Annotated in this window: 15 protein-coding genes; 5 read left to right on the plus strand and 10 right to left on the minus strand. The window is 68.8% G+C overall.

Annotated elements, in window-relative coordinates; all coding sequences use genetic code 11:
• The 4 genes from AC1DYD_RS39355 to AC1DYD_RS39370 form a co-directional block, all read left to right on the plus strand.
• On the plus strand, positions 1–1,141 hold a 1,141-nt coding region (locus AC1DYD_RS39355; protein ID WP_478178150.1), incomplete at its 5' end, for an autotransporter outer membrane beta-barrel domain-containing protein.
• 314 nt (positions 1,142–1,455) lie between these two features.
• Positions 1,456–2,298 (plus strand): DUF1266 domain-containing protein, encoded by an 843-nt coding sequence (locus AC1DYD_RS39360; RefSeq protein WP_478178151.1) that lies wholly within the window; start codon positions 1,456–1,458, stop codon positions 2,296–2,298.
• Entirely contained in the window at positions 2,295–3,098 is an 804-nt protein-coding gene (locus tag AC1DYD_RS39365) for a hypothetical protein (protein ID WP_478178152.1), read from the plus strand. The genes AC1DYD_RS39360 and AC1DYD_RS39365 overlap by 4 nt, the downstream gene beginning before the upstream one ends.
• A 156-nt stretch (positions 3,099–3,254) precedes the next feature.
• Positions 3,255–6,260: a PAS domain-containing hybrid sensor histidine kinase/response regulator gene (locus AC1DYD_RS39370; protein ID WP_478178153.1), complete on the plus strand. Its 3,006-nt coding sequence runs from the start codon at positions 3,255–3,257 to the stop codon at positions 6,258–6,260.
• A gap of 16 nt (positions 6,261–6,276) precedes the next feature.
• Here the strand turns inward: AC1DYD_RS39370 and AC1DYD_RS39375 are convergent, their stop codons facing one another.
• The 8 genes from AC1DYD_RS39375 to AC1DYD_RS39410 all read right to left on the minus strand — a co-directional run bounded on the left by AC1DYD_RS39375 (position 6,277) and on the right by AC1DYD_RS39410 (position 12,771).
• The gene (locus AC1DYD_RS39375; protein ID WP_478178154.1) at positions 6,277–6,900 is read right to left on the minus strand and encodes a response regulator; all 624 of its coding nucleotides are present in this window, start codon (positions 6,898–6,900) and stop codon (positions 6,277–6,279) included.
• 174 nt (positions 6,901–7,074) lie between these two features.
• On the minus strand, positions 7,075–7,761 hold the full coding sequence (locus AC1DYD_RS39380; RefSeq protein ID WP_478178155.1) for a VOC family protein: 687 nt from the start codon (positions 7,759–7,761) through the stop codon (positions 7,075–7,077).
• Positions 7,762–8,036: 275 nt separating this feature from the next.
• On the minus strand, positions 8,037–8,942 hold the full coding sequence (locus tag AC1DYD_RS39385) for a PhzF family phenazine biosynthesis protein (protein WP_478178156.1): 906 nt from the start codon (positions 8,940–8,942) through the stop codon (positions 8,037–8,039).
• A 5-nt stretch (positions 8,943–8,947) separates the two neighbouring features.
• Complete coding sequence (locus AC1DYD_RS39390; RefSeq protein WP_478178157.1) at positions 8,948–9,589, minus strand: glutathione S-transferase family protein; 642 nt, start codon at positions 9,587–9,589, stop codon at positions 8,948–8,950.
• A gap of 1 nt (position 9,590) precedes the next feature.
• Positions 9,591–9,983 carry a LysE family transporter gene (locus tag AC1DYD_RS39395; protein WP_478178158.1) on the minus strand — a complete coding sequence of 131 codons (393 nt, stop codon included), beginning with the start codon at positions 9,981–9,983 and terminating at the stop codon, positions 9,591–9,593.
• A 24-nt stretch (positions 9,984–10,007) separates the two neighbouring features.
• Positions 10,008–11,222: an aminotransferase-like domain-containing protein gene (locus AC1DYD_RS39400; RefSeq protein ID WP_478178159.1), complete on the minus strand. Its 1,215-nt coding sequence runs from the start codon at positions 11,220–11,222 to the stop codon at positions 10,008–10,010.
• Positions 11,223–11,245: 23 nt separating this feature from the next.
• A complete protein-coding gene (locus AC1DYD_RS39405; protein ID WP_478178160.1) occupies positions 11,246–12,175 on the minus strand; it encodes a DMT family transporter in 930 nt (309 codons plus the stop codon).
• Positions 12,172–12,771, minus strand: a complete 600-nt coding sequence (locus tag AC1DYD_RS39410) for a LysE family translocator (RefSeq protein WP_478178161.1) — start codon at positions 12,769–12,771, stop codon at positions 12,172–12,174. The genes AC1DYD_RS39405 and AC1DYD_RS39410 overlap by 4 nt, the downstream gene beginning before the upstream one ends.
• A 102-nt stretch (positions 12,772–12,873) precedes the next feature.
• On the opposite strand from AC1DYD_RS39410, the gene AC1DYD_RS39415 reads away from it, so the two are divergent.
• Positions 12,874–14,301, plus strand: a complete 1,428-nt coding sequence (locus tag AC1DYD_RS39415) for an aminotransferase-like domain-containing protein (RefSeq protein ID WP_478178162.1) — start codon at positions 12,874–12,876, stop codon at positions 14,299–14,301.
• A 13-nt stretch (positions 14,302–14,314) separates the two neighbouring features.
• Here the strand turns inward: AC1DYD_RS39415 and AC1DYD_RS39420 are convergent, their stop codons facing one another.
• Positions 14,315–16,090: a phospholipase D family protein gene (locus AC1DYD_RS39420; RefSeq protein ID WP_478178163.1), complete on the minus strand. Its 1,776-nt coding sequence runs from the start codon at positions 16,088–16,090 to the stop codon at positions 14,315–14,317.
• 80 nt (positions 16,091–16,170) lie between these two features.
• On the minus strand, positions 16,171–18,069 hold the full coding sequence (locus AC1DYD_RS39425) for an ATP-binding cassette domain-containing protein (protein ID WP_478178164.1): 1,899 nt from the start codon (positions 18,067–18,069) through the stop codon (positions 16,171–16,173).
• Between the last annotated feature and the right edge of the window lie 455 nt (positions 18,070–18,524).

An 18,524-nucleotide genomic window follows, 5' to 3' on the forward strand; every position in this document is an offset into this window, starting at 1 on the left:
GCCCCGCGCCCCGCCCGCACCGCCGGCCCCGCCCGCACCGCCGGCGCCACCCGCGCCCCCGGCCCCGCCCGCACCTTCGGCATCTCCCGCGCCGGCGGCGACGCCCGCGCCCGCCCCGGCCGTGCTGCCGCCGGCACCCGCGCCCGTCACGGCCTACCGTGCGGAGGTTCCGCTGATCGCGGCCGTGCCCGCCCAGCTGCGCCAGAACGACCTGGCGATGCTCGGCAGCGTGCATCGCCGCGCGGGCGACGACGACGCCAGCGCCCAGTCGCTCGCCAGCCTGACGCCGGTCGCCGGCGCGTTGACGACCGACCGCCACGCCTGGGCCCGGGCCATCTACACCGACATCGACGTGCGCCAGGACGGCACGGTGAACCCGTCCAGCCAGGGCCATGCGAGCGGAGTCCAGGCCGGCACCGATGTCTATGTGTCCCCGCTGGGCGACTGGCACGCCGGCGTCTACGTCGGCGTGATCGACGGCGACGCCGATGTCAGCGGCTTCGCCAGCGGCATCTGGCGCGCGGTCGGCAGCAACGACCTGCGCTCGCGCTACCTGGCGGCCTACGCCACCTACGCCAACACCACCGGCTTCTATGTCGACACCGTGCTGCAGTACGGCTCGCAGCGCTACACCGTGCGCCCGCTCGGCGGGCTCCAGACCACCGGCGACGGCAGCAGCTGGCTGGCCGCGGTCGAGGTCGGCCAGGCCTTCGCGATGGGGGGCGGCTGGACGCTCGAGCCGCAGGCGCAGCTGATCTACAGCCACGCCCGCCTCGATGACCTGGTCATCACCGGCGCACGCGTGCAGCAGAGCAGCCTGGACAGCTGGACCGGGGGGCTCGGCGTGCGCGTCAAGGGCGACTTCGCGACCTCGGCCGGCCGTCTTCAACCCTACGGCCGCGTCGGCGTGATCCACGGCACCGGCGGCAACACCATCGCCCGCTTCATCGGGCCGGCCGCCTTCACCGACATCGCCACCGCCGGCGACTACACCTCGATCGAGCTGGCGGGCGGCTTCACTCTGGCGCTCAACCGCAGCACCAGCCTGTATGGCGAAGTCGGCCACCTGTTCAGCACCGGCGGCGACACCGAGGTCAAGGCGTCGATCCAGGGGGCGGTGGGGGTGCGGGTGCGCTGGTAGACCCGGCGTGCTTCACCCGCGTTCTCGCGCGGGTGGAATGCCCCGGCTTCGGACAAGAGGGCTTCGCGCAGCGCGCGAAGCCCTTTTTTTCGTGCCGAAGCGTCTGGCTGTAGTGCTTAAGTCGCCTTTTCAGGCCCCTCTTTCGGATCTTTCTCATGGTCCGGGATCCGAGCGATCCGTACTATTCCAGTCGACTCCCTGTCGCCGACGGCCCCGCCGGATCGACCGGGCAGCCGACCCAAATCCATCGCCGCCATGTCGGCGTCATTCAAACAGATGCAGATGCGTGAGTCACCTCGCACCAGGGAGTCATCATGACGGCCTTCATCGCCGCGGCCTCGATCTGGGGTCTTGTCCTGTGGATCTTCCTGCGCGGCAGGCTCGGTCCTTCGAGGCAGGCCTGGGCGCGCTCGATCGCGTTCAAGCCCACCGAGCCGGTTTCGCCCGAACAGCTCTTCGGCCATCTGCTCAGCGGCAACTTCGCCTTGCTGCTGCGCGACAACTTCAACCAACTGGGCAGCGCCCTGTCCGAGCGCCGCATCCGCCAGGTTCTCCTCGAGCACTGGGGCATCGAGAGCGACGCAGACTGCCGTCGCGTGATCCAGTCCCGCATCGAGGGCCTGGGCCGCATGTCGCCCGCCGAGAAGCGCGCGATCGCTGCCTGGATGGTCGACGCGCCGATCGATTCCAACGAATACGCGGCACTCGAGGACACCTGCAGGTTCATGGCGCTTCGAGCCCATCTCACGCGGGTCGAAGAGCTCCGGCACGACCACCTCAGCGTGCTGGCCTGGGACATCCAGCAACTGGCATACCTGGTCCGGCTGGCCTGCACGATCGGCTACCTGCCCAGGTGGCGTGCCGAGGAATTCCTGCGGATGCTGGCGGTGAGGGCCCGCTCGCACTACGCCTCCTGGAAGGACTATTCGCTGGCCGCACTGGTGGGCCTCGGCATGCGCGGCTCGCTCGAGATCTTCGATCTTGGCGAATGGGCGCAGTTCGCCCGCACGCACTCGGTGTTCCTCAATCCGAGTCGATCACCGATCCGCAGCGCTTCGCGGTGGCGCGACGCGCCCGAGCCGGTGTTGCCCGTGCGCAGCCCGGCAGACTGCGGCGCCTCGCCCCTGCTCGCTGACGGCCGGGCGACCGCATCATGAGCCGCGCCGCCGCCCGGCGAGCCGGCGTGCTCGCCTACACCCCCCGTTCGCGCGAATACATTCGTCGCGTCCTGCGCGCGCTCGGCCATTCGCCACTGGTGTTCACCCACATCGACGAGCTCATGGCGCTGGGTCCTGCCGCCTCGACGCTCGACCTGATGGTGCTGGGCGACGCGCCCGACACCGACAGCCAGGGGCGCAGCGTCGTCGATTGCGTGCTCGACACGATGGGCACTGATGTGCCCATGCTTCACGTACCCATGCACAAGCGCGTGCGTCCCGTGCGCCGCCAAGTCGAGGCGGCCGGCGTCTTCGCGGCCGCGCCGCGCTTCTTCAGCGATCTCTATCGCGTCATCCTCTCGTTCCTCGACTCCCTCGGGTTCGCAAGCACGCCCCGCCTGCTGGCGTGGGACCGCTATGCGTTCCATCCGACCGAGAAGATCGTCGCGTTCGACGACGAGAAACTGAAACTCGATTCGGTCGACTTCGACGTCGCGCTCGAGCTCTTCTTCAGTGCAGGTCGACCGGTCGCCAAGAGCTGGTTGACCCGCATGCTGCCCTCGGGCGAGCACGGCGCCAATTGGCACCGCATCGACAACCTGGCTTGCACCATCGACGAGCTCCGCGTCGCGCTCCAACTGGATGGCTCGAACGGCTGGACCCTGGAAGCCAAGCCCGGCGATGGCTACATGCTTTGGAGCGGGCAGCCGCCACTTGCGCGGACAGGCTTCGCGCGAGTTCCCACGGCAAACCGTCCGGCACGTCGACCCGTGGCCGTGCGTCTTCTCCAACCCGACTGACCCCGCGCCCGCGACAAGTCGGCGCCGTCCGAACCATGCGTTCGCCGCCCCTTTCGATCCGCTCGCCGATCGCGCGCCGCCGGCGCTCAACTGGCGATTCGACCGTTGATCGACTAGTCTCCGCCCATGCAGTTTCCGCATCGGGATGGAGGTCTCATGGTCATCAAGGGTGGGGCGTTGTGGCGGACCGTCGATTCGGGCACCGCCACGATGGCATTGATTTGCCTGCTCGGCATCGCGAGCTACTTCTTCGGCCAGCCCATGGCCATCGAACTGCATTGGTTCTGGATGGCGCTGATGTCGCTCAGCATCGTCGCCCTGGCGCTCATGCAGTACCTGCGCGTACGCGACCGGCAGCGCCGCGACGACCAGTTGCATGCGATCCTCGACGCCGTGCCGCATGGACTGTTCTTCAAGGACACGGCCTTCCGCTACCAGGTCATGAACGCCGAATTCGAGCGAACTTTCGACATCGATGGACCCGCGGCGCTCGGCATGACGGACCGGGACCTGTTCGGTGTCCAATTGCATGACCGCTTCGTTGCGCAGGACCGGGAGCTCATGGCATCCGGCCAGGCGCACACCTACGACGAAGAAATCCAGGTCGACGGTGTGCCGCGCAGTTTCCGCTCGAGCAAGCGTCCGGTCCATGACCGCCGCGGCAAGCTGCGCGGGGTCGTCGGGGTGGTGATCGACGTGACGGAGCAGAAGCTGCTGCAGCGCGAGCTCGAAGCCGCTCATGAGCGGCTGAGCATCGCGCTCGAGGCCGCGAGGATGGGGACCTGGGAATGGAACCTGAGCACCGGCGCTCTGCACGCCGACGAGCGCGCGCGCCAGATCCTCGGCATGAAGGACGGCGAGAACGACCAGCCCTCGGCCTTTGCCCGGGTGCATCCGCAGGATGCGCGGGAGCTCGGGCCCCGCCTGGCGAATGCCCGGCAGTTCAAGCAGGTGGCCGCGTACGAGTTCCGGGTCATCGACGATTCGGGCGCGCTGCGCTGGGTCGAGGGCTTTTCCTCGCCGAGTCGCCCGCGCGACGGCAACGACTTCCTGATCGGCGTCAACCGCGACATCACCGAGCGGCGCCTCGGCGAACTGGCCCTGGGCGAGGCCAAGCTGCAGGCCGAGCGGGTGCTCGCCGAGCTCGAGCAGTCGCAGGCGAACCTCGAGCTGGCCCTGACCGTCGGCGGACTCGGCGTCTGGCGCTCGGTCACCCGCACGCACAAGGATTCCTCCGCGGCCGGCATGGCCCTGCTCGACACCGTCATCACCGCCGATCCCAAGATCCGCGAGATTTTCCGCAAGGCCGACCAAGCCGACATCAGCTATCGCGATCTGCTCAAGCTGCTGCATCCGGAGGATCGCGAACGGGCCGCGCGGGGTCTGCGCCAGGCGTACCGGCAGGGGCACGGCGCGTACCGGGACCAGTTCCGCATCCGAAGCCGCGATGGCGAGGTGCGAACGCTCGACGTGCGTGGCAGCGTGACGACCAGCGCCGAGGCGGACAGCGACATCAAACGGGTCACCTTCACCGGCATCGCCAAGGACATCACGCGCGACGAGGCGCTCAAGGCCGACCTGACCACCAAGGCCGAGGAAGCGCGCGCCGCCCTCGACGCCAAGCGGCAGTTCCTGGCCATGATGAGCCACGAAGTGCGCACCCCGCTCACCGGTGTGCTGGGCATGATCGACTTGGTGATCGACACGCCGCTCACGGACGAGCAGCGTGCGATGCTGATGCGCAGCCGGGAGTCGTCGGTCGCGCTGCTGACGATCATCAACGACATCCTCGACTTCTCCAAGATCGAGGCCCGCAAGCTGGACCTCGAGAGCCGGACGCTGTCCTTGCGCGGACTGGTCGAGGACGTCTGCGCGACGCTGGCGCCGGACGCGGCGCGCAAGGCGATCGGCCTGCAGTTCAACATCGATCCGCGAATTCCCGAATTCATCGTCGGCGATTCCGTCCGCTTGCGGCAGATCCTGACCAACCTCATCGGCAACGCGCTCAAGTTCACCCAGGAGGGTGGCATCAAGGTCGAGGCCTGCCGGACTTCCGAAGCGTCGCTGCAGCTGTCGGTCGAGGACACCGGCATCGGCATCGACCCGGCTGCCATCGAATCGCTTTTCGAACCTTTCCAGCAGGCCGACATCGCCACCACGCGGCGCTACGGCGGTACCGGGCTCGGGCTGACCATCGTGCGGCAGCTGGTCGACCTGATGCGCGGCAGCGTTCGCTGCGAGAGCGAACCGAAGCGTGGCAGCCGCTTCATCGTGACACTGCCGCTGCAGGCCTGGACCTCGGATGCCGATGCGGCGCCCACATTGCGTCCGGTCCGCCGCGCGGCGTCCGGTGGCACCGCCGAAATCACGCCGATCGGCCGCGGCCGCAGGCTGCTGTTTGCCGAAGACCACCAACTCAATCGCGAGGTCATCACGATGCAGCTCGCCAAGCTCGGCTTCGCGTGCGACTGCGCGGAGGACGGCGAGGAGGCCTGGGAGCGGCTGGTCGCACCCGACGCGCGCTATGCACTGCTGCTGACCGACTGCCACATGCCCCGCCTCGACGGTTACGACCTGGCCCAGCGGGTGCGTGCGCGTGAGGCGAAGCTGGGCCTGCCGCGCCTGCCGATCGTCGCATTGACCGCCAACGCCCTGCAGGGCGAGGCCGAACGCTGCCTGGCGCTCGGCATGGACGGCTACTTGTCCAAGCCGCTGCAACTTCAGGATCTTCGCAATGCGCTCGAGGGCGTGCTCGACCGGCCGGTTTCGCCGGCCGGCGAACCTGCTGGCGTCCGTTCGGAGCCGGCCGTGGACTATCCGGCGCTCGCCGAGCTGTGCGGCGGCGATCTCGCCAAGGTTGCCCAGTTGCTGCGCATCTTCGTGACCGCCACCACGCAGGATCTAGCGGCGATGGACGCCGCCGCCGAGGCGCGCGATGGGGTCCGCCTGCGCCAATTGGCCCATCGACTCTGTTCGGCCTGCCACCAGCTCGACGAAGCGAAGGCGGTCGGGGCCATGCGGGCCGTCGAATCGCTAGAGGCGGCCGAGGGCGCCGAGCTGGATGAGGCCGCCGCGGCGCTCAACGCCGGGGCGCGCTCCGAGCTGCTGTCGGTGCTGTCGCGCGCCGACGCTTTCATCGGCCTGCATGGCGCTCCTGCCTGAGGGGCGCGCGGCCGGCTCAGGACTCCATTCCGTGTTCGCGCGCGTAGACGTAGATGTCGAGGTCGTTCTTGAGTCCCAGCTTGGCCATTGCGTCGGCCTTCTGCCGGCTGACGGTCTTGATGCTGCGGGCCAGGCGATCGGCGATGTCGGTCACCGACAGGCCGGACGAAAAAAGCCGGATCACCTCGAGCTCGCGCGGTGAGAGCCGGGCCGGGCTTCCCGCGTCGAAGCTGCTTTCAAGCAGGCCCTGCCTGAAGCTGGCGCTGATGTAGTCGCGTCCCTGGCTCACGGCCTGGATCGCGAGAGAAATCTCCGTCATGCCCGACGCCTTGTCGACCAGGCCGCGCACGCCCGACTCCAGGATGGTGCCGTGCACGCCGACATTGGCGACCATCGTCAGCACGACGACCGGCAGAGCGGGATGGTCGCGCCGGATGCGCTGCAGCAGGGCGAGGCCGTCGGCGGCCTGTCCGCCCGGCATCGAGAAGTCGGTGATCAGCAGATCGCAGGGCGTGGCGCGCAGCGCCGCCAGCAGTTTGTCGGGCGTGTCGGCCTCCGCGACCACCTCGACGTCGGTCCGGTTCTCGAGCAGCATCCGCACGCCGGCCACGATGATCGGATGGTCGTCCGCGATGATCACGCGCATTTTCATGTTGGAAGGGGCGCCCTGGGGGTGTGCCTGGAGGGGAGGCCGAGACGTTGGAGCATCAATGAGCAGGCGATTGTGGCTCGAAACGGCTGCAGCGCGACACATCCAGATCAAGTGCTTTCGGACTACGCTTCGATCGCATCTTTCTGAATACGCTGCTTTTCGTCAAATGCCCCCGGATGCGAGCCTGACCACACCGCGCGGAGCGTCGAGCACCGCGCGCACGAGGGGTGGCCCCTCCACCAGCGCCACGTCCGCGAGCCCGATGCTGTCGAGTGCGGCGCCCAGGTCCGCGGCGCGCGGGTGCGCGAGCTCGAGCGAGCGCAGCGTCACGCCCGATTCGCCCATGCTGTCGGTCGGGTGGACCGGTCCCCACTCGATCAGTGTCGGCAGCGCGCCGTAGAACAGGCGCTGGCCGTCGTCGCGCACCGTGATGCGCCACACGAGACGCCCTGCCGGGGTGTCTCGCGACGCCATGATCACCTGGCCGCGATCGATGCGATGGCCCCGAAGCAACTGCACCGCGGCGCTGGCATCGGGCACCCGGGCGACGAAGTGGATCAGCCGCGGCCCCTCGCGCCGCAGCATGGATTGGAGTTGTGCATCGTCCAGGTCGAACCATCGGTGAGCGGCGCGGGTCGGCGGCGCTGCCGCGTCGGGGTCGATCGAGATGATCTCCAGATAGGTGGCGGGAAACCGTGGCGTCGCGATCTTGAACAGGCGGTTGTGCGTGCCCATCGACGGATGCCTGCCGCCCGGCCCCGGCGAGATGCCGAATGTCGCCTCGCACCAGCGTACGCCCTCTTCGAGCGTGGCGGCGGCTATCACCAGGTGGTCGATCTGTGCTGTCACGGCGTTCGTTTTCTGTGACCTATTGCTCGACGGACAGAGGAAAAACCAGACTTGACAGTCTTTGGGAATTTTCGTCCCTGCTCCAGATGGTGGAGCCCGATCGCTGCAGCTTCGTGCGCCGTGGCGCACGCGGTCTCCCGCTTCGACATCGACGAGATCAAGGGCCAGCGCTGGCCGCAGTTGCAGGTCGGCGTGGCTTCGCCTTCGGCAGCGGAACCAACGACTCGGCACCAGATCGCGCAGGTCAACAGTCGCTGCGACGGCGAGGCCGCGGACTACAGCCGGACGCTGCCGTCCACGCAGGTTACCGAATCCCCGCCCACCCACACCTGCCCATCGGCATCGCGCCGGATGTGCACGCGGCCCGCACGGCCCAGGGTCTGGCCCTGCGCGGCCACATAGCTCTCGGGCAGGTGGCCGTCGGCGATCAGCCATTGCGCCAGGCTGGCGTTGAAGCTGCCGGTGACCGGGTCTTCCTCGACGCCGATCGGCGCCGCGAATGCGCGCACCTCGATGTCGGCCGGTGCTTCTTCCGAGCGCGCGAAGGCGCGCGCCTCGCGGTTCGAGCGCGCGATCAGGAGCGGCGAACCGTCCGACGACGGCAGGCCCGCCACGCCGACCTTCTGCCCCAGCTCGCGCAGCGCGCGGTGGTCGGGCTTGAGCGTGAGCACCGTGTCGGCATCGTCGAGCAGCAAGCCCAGCCAGGCGGGCCCGTTGTCGAGCAACTGTGCCGTGATGATCTGCTGCGCTTTCAGCCCCAGTGCCGCCGCGACCTTGGCCAGCAGGGTCGGGCTCGGTGCGATGCGCCGTACCGGCGGCGCGGCGAAGGCCAGGCGCTCGCCCTCGCGCCGGATCGGCACCAGGCCCACCGCGCTCTGCTGAACGATGTGGCTTGCCGCCTTGGGCTTGCCGCCGGCCTGCAGCCAGGCATGGCAGCTGCCCAGCGTCGGGTGGCCGGCGAAGGGCAGCTCGCCGCCGGGCGTGAAGATGCGCACGCGGTAGTCGGCACTCGGCTCGGTGGGAGGAAGGATGAAGGTGGTCTCGGAGAGGTTGGTCCAGGCGGCGAAGCGCTGCATGGCATCGTCGTCGATGCCGCTGCCGTCGAGAACGACTGCGAGCGGATTGCCGAAATAGGGCGTCGAGGTGAAGACGTCGACTTGCTTGAAGGGGCGGGAGATCATGGTTGTCATTCGAGGGCCAGGTCGAGCACGCCGCGTGCTGCGGCGCGCGTGCGCAAGTCGGCGAACCAGCGCTCGACATGGGGCCAGACGGGCCGCGTGTATTCGGTTTGCGGCAGTCCGAACCAGCGGTGCGCCTCGCAGCCGACCGGGATGTCGGCCATCGTGAAGTTGTCGCCGCACATGAAGGGGCGGTTGGCGAGGTGAGCGTCGAGCAGCGCGAACAGCGGCTCGGTGGCGCGCACCGAATAGGCGATCAGCTCGGGCTGGCGTTGTTCGGGCGGCGTGCGGATCCATTGCCTGAAGGCGCCGCCGCTCACCGCGTTCAGCGTGGTCTGCTGCCAGTCCATCCATTGCTCGGCATCGAAGCGCGCGGCCAGTGGCTCGGGGTAGAGCTTGCCCGGCGAGTGCTTGGCGCACAGGTAGCGCACGATCACGTTCGACTCCCACAGCGTGACCCGGTCCGGGCCTTCGCCGTCGTCGATGGCCGGCACCATGGCATTCGGATTGATGGCCAGGTACTCGGGCGTCTGCACGACGCCGAAGCGGCCACCGGCTTCGGTGCGCTGGAAGTCGAGCCCGAGTTCCTGCGCGCACCACACCACCTTGCGCACGTTGATGGAGCTGATCCGGCCCCAGATGTTGAGCATGTCAGAGTCCCTTCGATGGGCGATCGAGCAAAAGAAGGCGCAGCGCCAGGCCCGCCATCATCGCAGCCAGCAGCCCGCGCTGGAAGCCGGCGGCGCCGCGCCGCTGCAGCCAGCGGCCGATCTGCCCGCTGCAGGCGCCGAGCAAGCTGTTGAAGACCAGGCCGGCGAGCGACAAGCTGACGCCGAGCAGCAGCAGTTGCAACGGCACGCTGCCGCGGGCCGGATCGACGAACTGCGGCAGGAACACCATGAAGAACAGCAGCGCCTTCGGGTTCACGAGGTTGCTGAGCCAGGCGTTGCGCACCACGCGCACGAAGGCCATGTTGGGCCCGGGCGAGACGAACAGCGCCAGCACCGCGAGCAGGAAGAGCAGGAAGCTGCTGCCGTCGATCATTGCGGGGCTGTTTCTCGGGAAGGGTCAGGCGGGGCTGGCCGCGAGCTGCCGCTGCACCTCGGCCGCCGCATGGTGCGCGAGTTGTTCGCGCACGACCTCGGCCAGGGCGGCGATCGCGGTGTCGATCTGGTCGACGCTGGCGGTCACGAAGGACAGGCGCAGGGTGCGCAGGTCGCCCTGGCCGGCGTAGAAGGGCGCGCCCGGCACGAAGGCCACGCCGCGCTCCACCGCCTTGGGCAGCAGCGCCACGGTGTCGATGCCCTCGGGCAGCCGCACCCAGAGGAACATGCCGCCGGCCGGCTTGTCGAACTCGACCGACAGGCCCTTCATCTCGCGCTGCAGCGCCGCCACCATGGCGTCGCACTGGCGCTTGTAGAGCGCCCGGATGGTCGGCACGTGGCGCGACAGGAAGCCGTCCTTCATGACCTCGTGGACCATGCGCTGGTTGAAGCTCGGCGAATGCAGGTCGGCCGCCTGCTTGGCCTGCAGCAGCTTCGGGAAGATCGCCTTGGGCGCCACCATGAAGCCCAGGCGCAAGCCCGGTGCCAGCACCTTCGAGAACGAGCCCAGGTAGATGCAGCCTTCGGGGTTGCGCGCCGTGAGCGGCAGTGCCGGCGCGTTGTCGAACCAGAGCTCGCCGTAGGGGTTGTCCTCGACGATCGGCAGGCCCGCCTCGGCGGCGGCCGCGGACACCGCGGCACGGCGCTCCTCGGTCATGGTGCGGCCGGTCGGATTCTGGAAGTTGGGCAGCAGGTAGACGAAGCGCGCATCCTTGGCCTTGGCGACCAGGTCGTCGACGATCACGCCTTCGCTGTCGCTGGCGACGCTCACCGGTTCCGGCTCCATCGGCGAGAAGGCCTGCAGCGCGCCGAGGTAGGTCGGCGTCTCGACCAGCACGCGGCTGCCGGGGTCGAGCAGCACCTTGGCGACCAGGTCCAGGCCCTGCTGCGAGCCGGTGGTGATCAGCACCTGGGCCGGGTCCACGGGCCAGGGCAGCATCGCGGCCACGGCTTCGCGCAGCGGGCCGTAGCCTTCGCTCGCGCCGTACTGCAGCGCGGCCTGGCCATCCTTGTGCAGCACCTCGGCGCAGGCTTCGGCGAAGGCGTTGATCGGGAAGGCCTTGGGTGAAGGCAGGCCGCCGGCCAGGCTGATGATGCCGGGACGCTCGGTCACCTTGAGGATTTCACGGAGCACCGAAGGATTCATCTTTTCGGCGCGGGCAGCGAGTTTCCAGTTCATGTTTTTCCTTGAGGTGCGGAAGGTTAGCGGGAGGCCGCGGCGGCGACCAGTGGAGTGCGCGGTTGTGACAGCTTCTTGCCGGCGACGACGGTGGCCACCACGGCCGCCGCGAAGCCGAGTGTGACCACGTCGAGCGGCTCGCCGAGCAGCGGAACGGCCGCCAGGATCGAGAGGAAGGGCTGCAGCAGCTGGGTCTGGCTGACGCGCAGGGCGCCGCCCATGGCGAGGCCGCGGTACCAGGCGAAGAAGCCCATCCACATCGAGAACACGCCGACGTAGACGAAGCCGATCCAGGCCGAGGCCGCGATCGGCCGCTCGGGCCACAGCCACAGGGTGCCCGGCAGCGTCACCGGCAATGCCATCACGCAGACCCAGCAGATCACCCGCTCGGCGCCCAGCGCCGGCGTCACCTGGGCGCCATAGATGTAGCCCAGCGAAGCCGCCGCGACCGCGCCCACCAGCAGCACGTCGGCCCATTCGAAGCCGAAGCCGCCGCCGTGCGACTCGGCCCGCAGCAACGAGAACGCGACCACCAGCGCACTGCCGGCGACGGCGCAGAGCCAGAAGCCCAGCCGCGCCCGCAGGTGCAGTACCCAGGCCGCGCAGGCCGCGGTGACCAGGGGCAGCAGGGCGGTGATCACCGCGGCGTGGCTGGCGCTGACCACGCGCAGCGCGTAGGCCAGCAGCAAGGGGAAGCCGATGGCGTTGCCGAGCACCGCCATGCCGAGCGGCCGCCAGTGCTGGCGCTGCGGCGTCGGCGAGCGCGTGGCGATCAGGAACGCCACCGACAGCACGCCCGCCAGCGCCGCCCGGCCAAGTGTCGCGAACCAGGGCGACAACTGCGGCGCCGCCTGCGTGCCGGTGGCCAGCCGCGTCATCGGCAGCGTGACCGCGAAGATGGCCACGCCCAGCACGCCGAGCCACATGCCGAGGGTTTCTTCCTTGATCTTCATGCGCCCACCATCCACCAGGCGGTGAGCGCCAGCACGGCCGCCATCGCTCGGTTGAACCACAGCAGCCGGCGGCCCTGGGCCAGCCAGTGTCGCAGCAGCGCACCGGCCAGCGCGTAGGCGAAGTTGCTCGTGAAGGCATAGACCAGCATCACCGGCGCGACGATCGCGAAACGCCGCAACGCATCGGGCTGCCCGGCGATCCAGCCCGCGACCAGCGTCAGCGCCAGCAGCCAGGCCTTGATGTTGAGGAACTGCAGCATCACGCCCCGCTTGAAGCCGACCCGCAGCTTGGCGCTGTCGGCCTGGCCCAGCGAGCCGCTGCCGCTGAGCTTCCAGGCCAGCCACAGCAGGTAGCCGACGCCGAGCGCCTTGATGACCCCGCGCAGCGAGGGCGCCGCCATCACCAGCGTGCCGACGCCGGCCGCGCACAACGCGAGCAACAGGCTCCAGCCGACCGGAACGGCCCACACGAAGCGCATGGCGCGCGGCAGGCCGCCGTTGGCGGCCAGCGCAGTCGACAAGGTGGTGTTGGGACCCGGCGAAAAACTCATCGCCGTGGCCAACACCAGCAGCGCAGTGAATTCTTGCCAGTTCATGGGACACACTTTAAACTGATGACCATTACAGTACCGGTACAGATAATCGAACATAAGAACTGTCTGTATCGGCCGATGCGTTGACACAGAACAATACGCGACATGCTCACCCGAACCTCCGCCCAGTCGCTGACAGGGCAGCTCGCCGACCGTTTTGCCGAGCGCATCCGCAACCGCTTGCTGCCGCCAGGCGCGCGGCTCCCTTCGGTGCGCGAGTGCGCCCGCCAGCAGGGCGTGAGCCCGCACACGGTGGTCGCCGCCTACGACCAGCTGCTGGCACAGGGCCTGGTCGAGGCGCGTCGTCAGCGCGGCTTCTATGTGCGCGATTCGGGTGCGGTCGGCGTCGGACCGGACGCTGCCAGCACCCGCTCGGCGCCGGACCAGGCGCCGGCGCCCCTGGTGGCGGCCGACGCCAGCGCGCTGATCCGCGGCATGTTCCATCGTCCGAGCGACAAGCCGCAGCCGGGCATGGGCGTCTTCCCTCCCGATTGGCTGGAGTCGACCTTCATGCCGGCGGCGGTGCGGCGCGTCACCAGCAGCAAGGCGCTGCAGGAACTGTCGCTTCAGTACGGCGAGCCGGCGGGCGATGGCGGCCTGCGCCGAAGCCTGGCGACCAAGCTGGCCGGTATCAGCGTGCCGGCCGCGCCGGATCAGATCGTGACCACCATCGGCGCCACGCACGCGCTCGACATCGTGAGTCGCACCCTCCTGCGCGCGGGCGATCCGGTGATGGTCGAGGAGCCGGGCTGGGCGATCGAGTTCGCGCGGCTCGAGGCGCTGGGCATGCGCATCCTGCCGGTGCCGCGCAAGGCCGACGGCCCCGACCTGGAAGTGATGGAGCGCTACTGCACCGCCGGCGAGGCCCACAAGCCCAAGCTCTTCGTGAGCGTGAGCGTGCTGCACAACCCGACCGGCTACAGCCTGACGCCGGGCAGCGCGCACCGGGTGCTGCAGCTCGCCAACCGGCATGACTTCCACATCGTCGAGGACGACACCTACAGCCACCTGGCGCCCGAGCATGCGACCCGGCTCTGCGCGCTCGACGGCCTGCAGCGCACCATCTACGTCGGCGGCTTCGCCAAGATCCTGGCGCCGAACTGGCGCATCGGTTTCCTCGCGGCATCGCCGGCGCTGGTCGGCCGCCTGCTCGAGACCAAGCTGCTCGCGACCCTGACTTCGCCGGCATTGTTCGAGCGCGCGCTGGCCTGGTGCATCGACCAGGGCCAGTTGCGCCGGCATGCGGAAAGAATCCGCGTCAGGCTCGATGGCGCCCGCGGGCGCACCGTCAAGCTCGCGCTGGCGGCCGGCTGCACGCTGGCCTCGGAGCCGGCCGGCCTGTTCGGCTGGGTCGACACCGGCGTCGACACCGACGCGCTGACCCAGCGCATGCTCGACGAGGGCTACCTGCTGGCGCCGGGTTCGCTGTTCCATGCCCGGCGGCCGCCCACCACGCTGATGCGGATCAATTTCGCGACCGCCCAGGACGCGACTTTCTGGAAGGTGTTTGCGCGCGTGCGCGACCAGCTCTGAAGCGCGGCCTCCGCTACAGCAGCGCGTCCGGCGCCAGCGGCCCGAGGAGCTTGAGCATCAGGCGCAGGCCGGCGCTGGTGTCGGGCTCGGCGGTGGTGTCCTCGAGGCCACTGCCCTCGGGGGCGTGCCAGATCAGCCGGCCCTCGCTGCGTTCCACGCGCCACGAGCCTTCGCGCAGCGCCGACTCGATCTTGCGGCCGGCCGCCCCCGACAGCGCGTCGCTGCGCACCAGCACCGCGATCTCGGTGTTCTGCAACTGCGAGCGCTGGTCCAGGTTCATCGATCCGACCACCAGCAGCCGGCCGTCGATCACCAGTACCTTCGAATGCAGCATCGAGCGCGATTCGCCCACGGCACTGCCGCTGCCCGAGCCGAAGGCGCTGCCGAGCCCGGCCTGCTCGCTGCGCAGTTCGTAGAGTTCCACGCCCATCGTCAGCAACTCGTCGCGGTGCCGCGCATAGCCCACATGCGCCACCGGCGCATCGTTCGATGCCAGCGAATTGGTCAGCACCCGGATCCGCACGCCGCGCGCCCGCGCCGCGGCGAAGGCCTGCTTCATGTCGGCTCCCGGCACGAAGTAGGGCGAGATGATCAGCAGATCGATCCGGGCCAGCCCGATCAGTTGCAGCAGTCCGTCGACCACGGTCTCGCCGTCGGCCGCCGCACCGGCCGCGGCATCGAGCGAAATGCTGCTTTTGCCGGCCTGGCGGGGCGGGCGTGCGCCTTGCCGGGTCACCGTGAGGCCGGGCGCCTTGCCGGCGTCGGGGCCGGCGCCGTCGGTCGGGATCTTGCCGGGCTTGTCGGCCAGCACCGCCGCCGGGGCCCAGACGAAGTCGGCACTGCGCAGGTCCATGGGTTTCTCGTCCCAGGCCGGCGCGCGGGCGTCTGCGGCCGCCGCCCCTTCCTTCGCGCTCGGATCGCCTGCGGGCGGTGCCGCTGCCGGCGTCCGTGTCTGTGCCTGGGCTTCCACGCGCTGTCGTTCGGTCTCCCGTTCGGCGCGCGCCTGCTCGCGGATCCGGTCGAGCTCACGGGGCGTGACCAGCGACTGCACGGGATAGGCGCGCTCGTTGTTCCAGTAGGCGTCGAAACTGCGCGACAGGTCCCGCACCAGCGGCCCCGCCACCAGCAGGTCGAGATCGATGAAGTTGCCCTTGTTGTCCTTGCCGAAATAGGCGTCGCCCAGGTTGCGGCCCCCTGCCACCGCCAGCACGTTGTCGGCGATGAACAACTTGTTGTGCATGCGCTGCTGGACGCGCGACGCATCGTCGATCGAGCCGAAGAAGCGGCCCAGCGTCGAGGCGCGTGCGCCCGCCAGCGGATTGAACATCCGCATCTCGACATTGGGCACCAGCGCCATCCGCATCACGACCGCGTCGCGCCCGGTGCTGTTGAAGTCGTCGAGCAGGATGCGCACCCGGACCCCGCGCTCGGCGGCCTCGCGCACCGCGCGCAGCAGCCGCGCCGTGCTGGCGTCGGCATGGATCGTGTAGTACTGGAGGTCCAGCGTCTTGCGTGCGCCTTCCACCAGTGCCAGCCGGCTGCCGTAGGCGGCAGCCGGGCCGTCGAGCAGGATGAAACCTGATTCATAGCGCGTCCCGGCGGCCTTGCGGCGCTGCTGCACCAGTTCGCCGAGCGGGGTGCTCGCCGGCGAGGCCAGTGCGGTCGAGACCGGCCGGTCGACGTTCTTAGGCAGTTCCGCGCAAGCGGCGACGCCCACGGCGACGAGGAGCGCAGCGGCGATGTTGCGGAACAGGGCGACGGGGCGCCGGAGGGCGTGTCGATAGGGCATGCGGCGAGGAACGTAAAGGAGCCTGGGCAACGCCATATATAGCGTGCCGCGGCCCCGTGCCGCGTCGGACAAAGACGCCGCTAGCGCGCCGCCCCGAGCGCCTCCCAGCGTTCCAGCGCCGCCAGCAGTTCGTCGTCGATGCGGGCATGGCGTTCGCCGAGCTCGGCCGCACGCGAGGCATCGGTGGCGTAGATGGCGCCGCCGTCGAGCTCGAGCAGCTCGGTGATCCGCTTCTGCTCTTCTTCCAGCTCGGCAATCTGTGACGGCAGGGTCTCGAGTTCGCGCTGCTCCTTGTAGCTGAGCTTCTTGCGGGCCGCGGCCGGCTTGGCGGTGGCCTCGGCCGCCGGTGCCGGTGCGGCTGCCGATGTGGCCGGCGCGGCGGCCGCGGCACGCTGCTGCGCGATCTCGCGGGAACGCTTGGACTGCGTCAGCCAGTCCTGCACGCTGCCCTCGTACTCGCGCCAGCGCCCGTCGCCCTCGAAGGCGATGGTGCTGGTCACCACGTTGTCCAGGAAGGTCCGGTCATGGCTGACCAGGAACACCGTGCCGTCGTAGTTCTGCAGCAGGTCCTCGAGCAGTTCGAGGGTGTCGATGTCGAGGTCGTTGGTCGGCTCGTCGAGCACCAGCACGTTGGCCGGCCGGGCGAACAGGCGCGCCAGCAGCAGCCGGTTGCGCTCGCCGCCACTCAGCGAGCGCACCGGCGAATGGGCGCGGGCCGGCGAGAACAGGAAGTCGGCCAGGTAGCTCTTCACGTGCTTGCGCTGGTTGCCGATCTCGATCCATTCGCTGCCCGGACTGATGAAGTCCTCCAGCGTGGCGTCGAGGTTCAACGCGTTGCGCATCTGGTCGAAGTAGGCCACCTGCAGGTTGGCGCCGCGGCGGATCTTGCCGGCATCGGGCTCGAGCTCGCCGAGGATCAGCTTCAGCAGCGTGGTCTTGCCCGCGCCATTGGGGCCGATCAGTCCCACCTTGTCGCCGCGCAGGATGGTGCCGGTGAAGCCGCGGATCACGGTCTTGTCGCCAAAGGACTTCGATGCCTCGGTCAGTTCGGCCACGATCTTGCCGCTGGCCTGGCCCTGGGCGACGTCCATGTTGACGCTGCCCTGGACCTCGCGCCGGGCCGAGCGGTTGGCGCGCAATTCCTGCAGCCGGCTGATGCGGCTCTGGCTGCGGGTGCGCCGTGCCTCCACGCCCTTGCGGATCCAGATCTCTTCCTGCGCCAGCAGCTTGTCGGCCTTGGCGTTGATCACGGCTTCCTGGGCCAGCTGCTCTTCCTTCTGCAGGAGGTACTGCTCGAAGTTGCCGGGATAGGAGCTGAGCTTGCCGCGGTCCAGCTCGACGATGCGGGTCGCGACCCGGTTCAGGAAGCTGCGGTCGTGGGTGATCGTCACCACGCTGCCCTTGAAGTCGATCAGCAACTGTTCCAGCCATTCGATCGAATCCAGGTCCAGGTGGTTGGTCGGCTCGTCCAGCAGCAGCACGTCGGGCGCCGCCACCAGTGCCTGCGCCAGCGCGACCCGCTTGCGCGTGCCGCCCGAGAGCGAGCCGACCAGGGCCGCGCCGTCGAGGTGCAGGCGATGCAGCGTTTCCTCCACCCGCTGCTCCCAGTTCCAGGCATCGAAGGCCTCGATCTGGGACTGCAGCGCATCGAGGTCCAGCCCCGGCGCGCCCGACAGATACTGGTCGCGGATCGCGATCACCTCGCCGAGGCCGGCGCTGGCGGCGGTGAAGACATCCGCCTCCATGTCCAGCACCGGCTCCTGGGCCACATAAGTGACACGCACGTTCTGCTGTATCTGAAGCGTGCCGTCGTCCGGCTTCTCGAGCCCGGCCAGGATCTTGAGCAGGGAAGACTTGCCGGCGCCATTGCGGCCGATCAGGCCGATGCGCTCCGATTCGATGAGGGAGAAGTCCGCATGGTCGAGCAGCGGGACGTGGCCGAACGCGAGTTGCGCGTCGAGGAGTGTGATGAGTGCCATGTGTGAGCGATTATCGGAGCGAAGCGCCGGAAGGCCTTCAAAAGTGGCATATACTCGTGGGCTCGGCTCAAGACGCGAAGGAAACTTCGAAGACGACCGGGACGCCGAGTCGGAAGACGAGGCAAAAAAGCCCTCGAGGCTGGCGCAACGATCAAAAGCTGTGTCATAATCGAAGGCTCCGCTGAAAACGACGGCGCGGTGCTTTCCTTGGGGGGTGCGGTGATCGAAGCAGACGGCGGGGGAAGAAAAAAGCCTACGGGTTTGACGAAGTTCTAAAAACTGTGTCATAATCGAAGGCTCCGCAGAAAACGGTGATTGCAGTGACTTCCGAGTGAAGTTGATTGCAAGAGTCGAAGAAAGCGAAAAAAGTTTGCCGGTTCTTAAAAAACCGTGTCATAATCGAAGGCTCCGCTGATCGCAGCGAAGCAAGCGTAAAACAAGAAGTTGTTTTGCGG

The sequence above is a fragment of the Variovorax sp. P4_B11 genome (assembly GCF_056402355.1).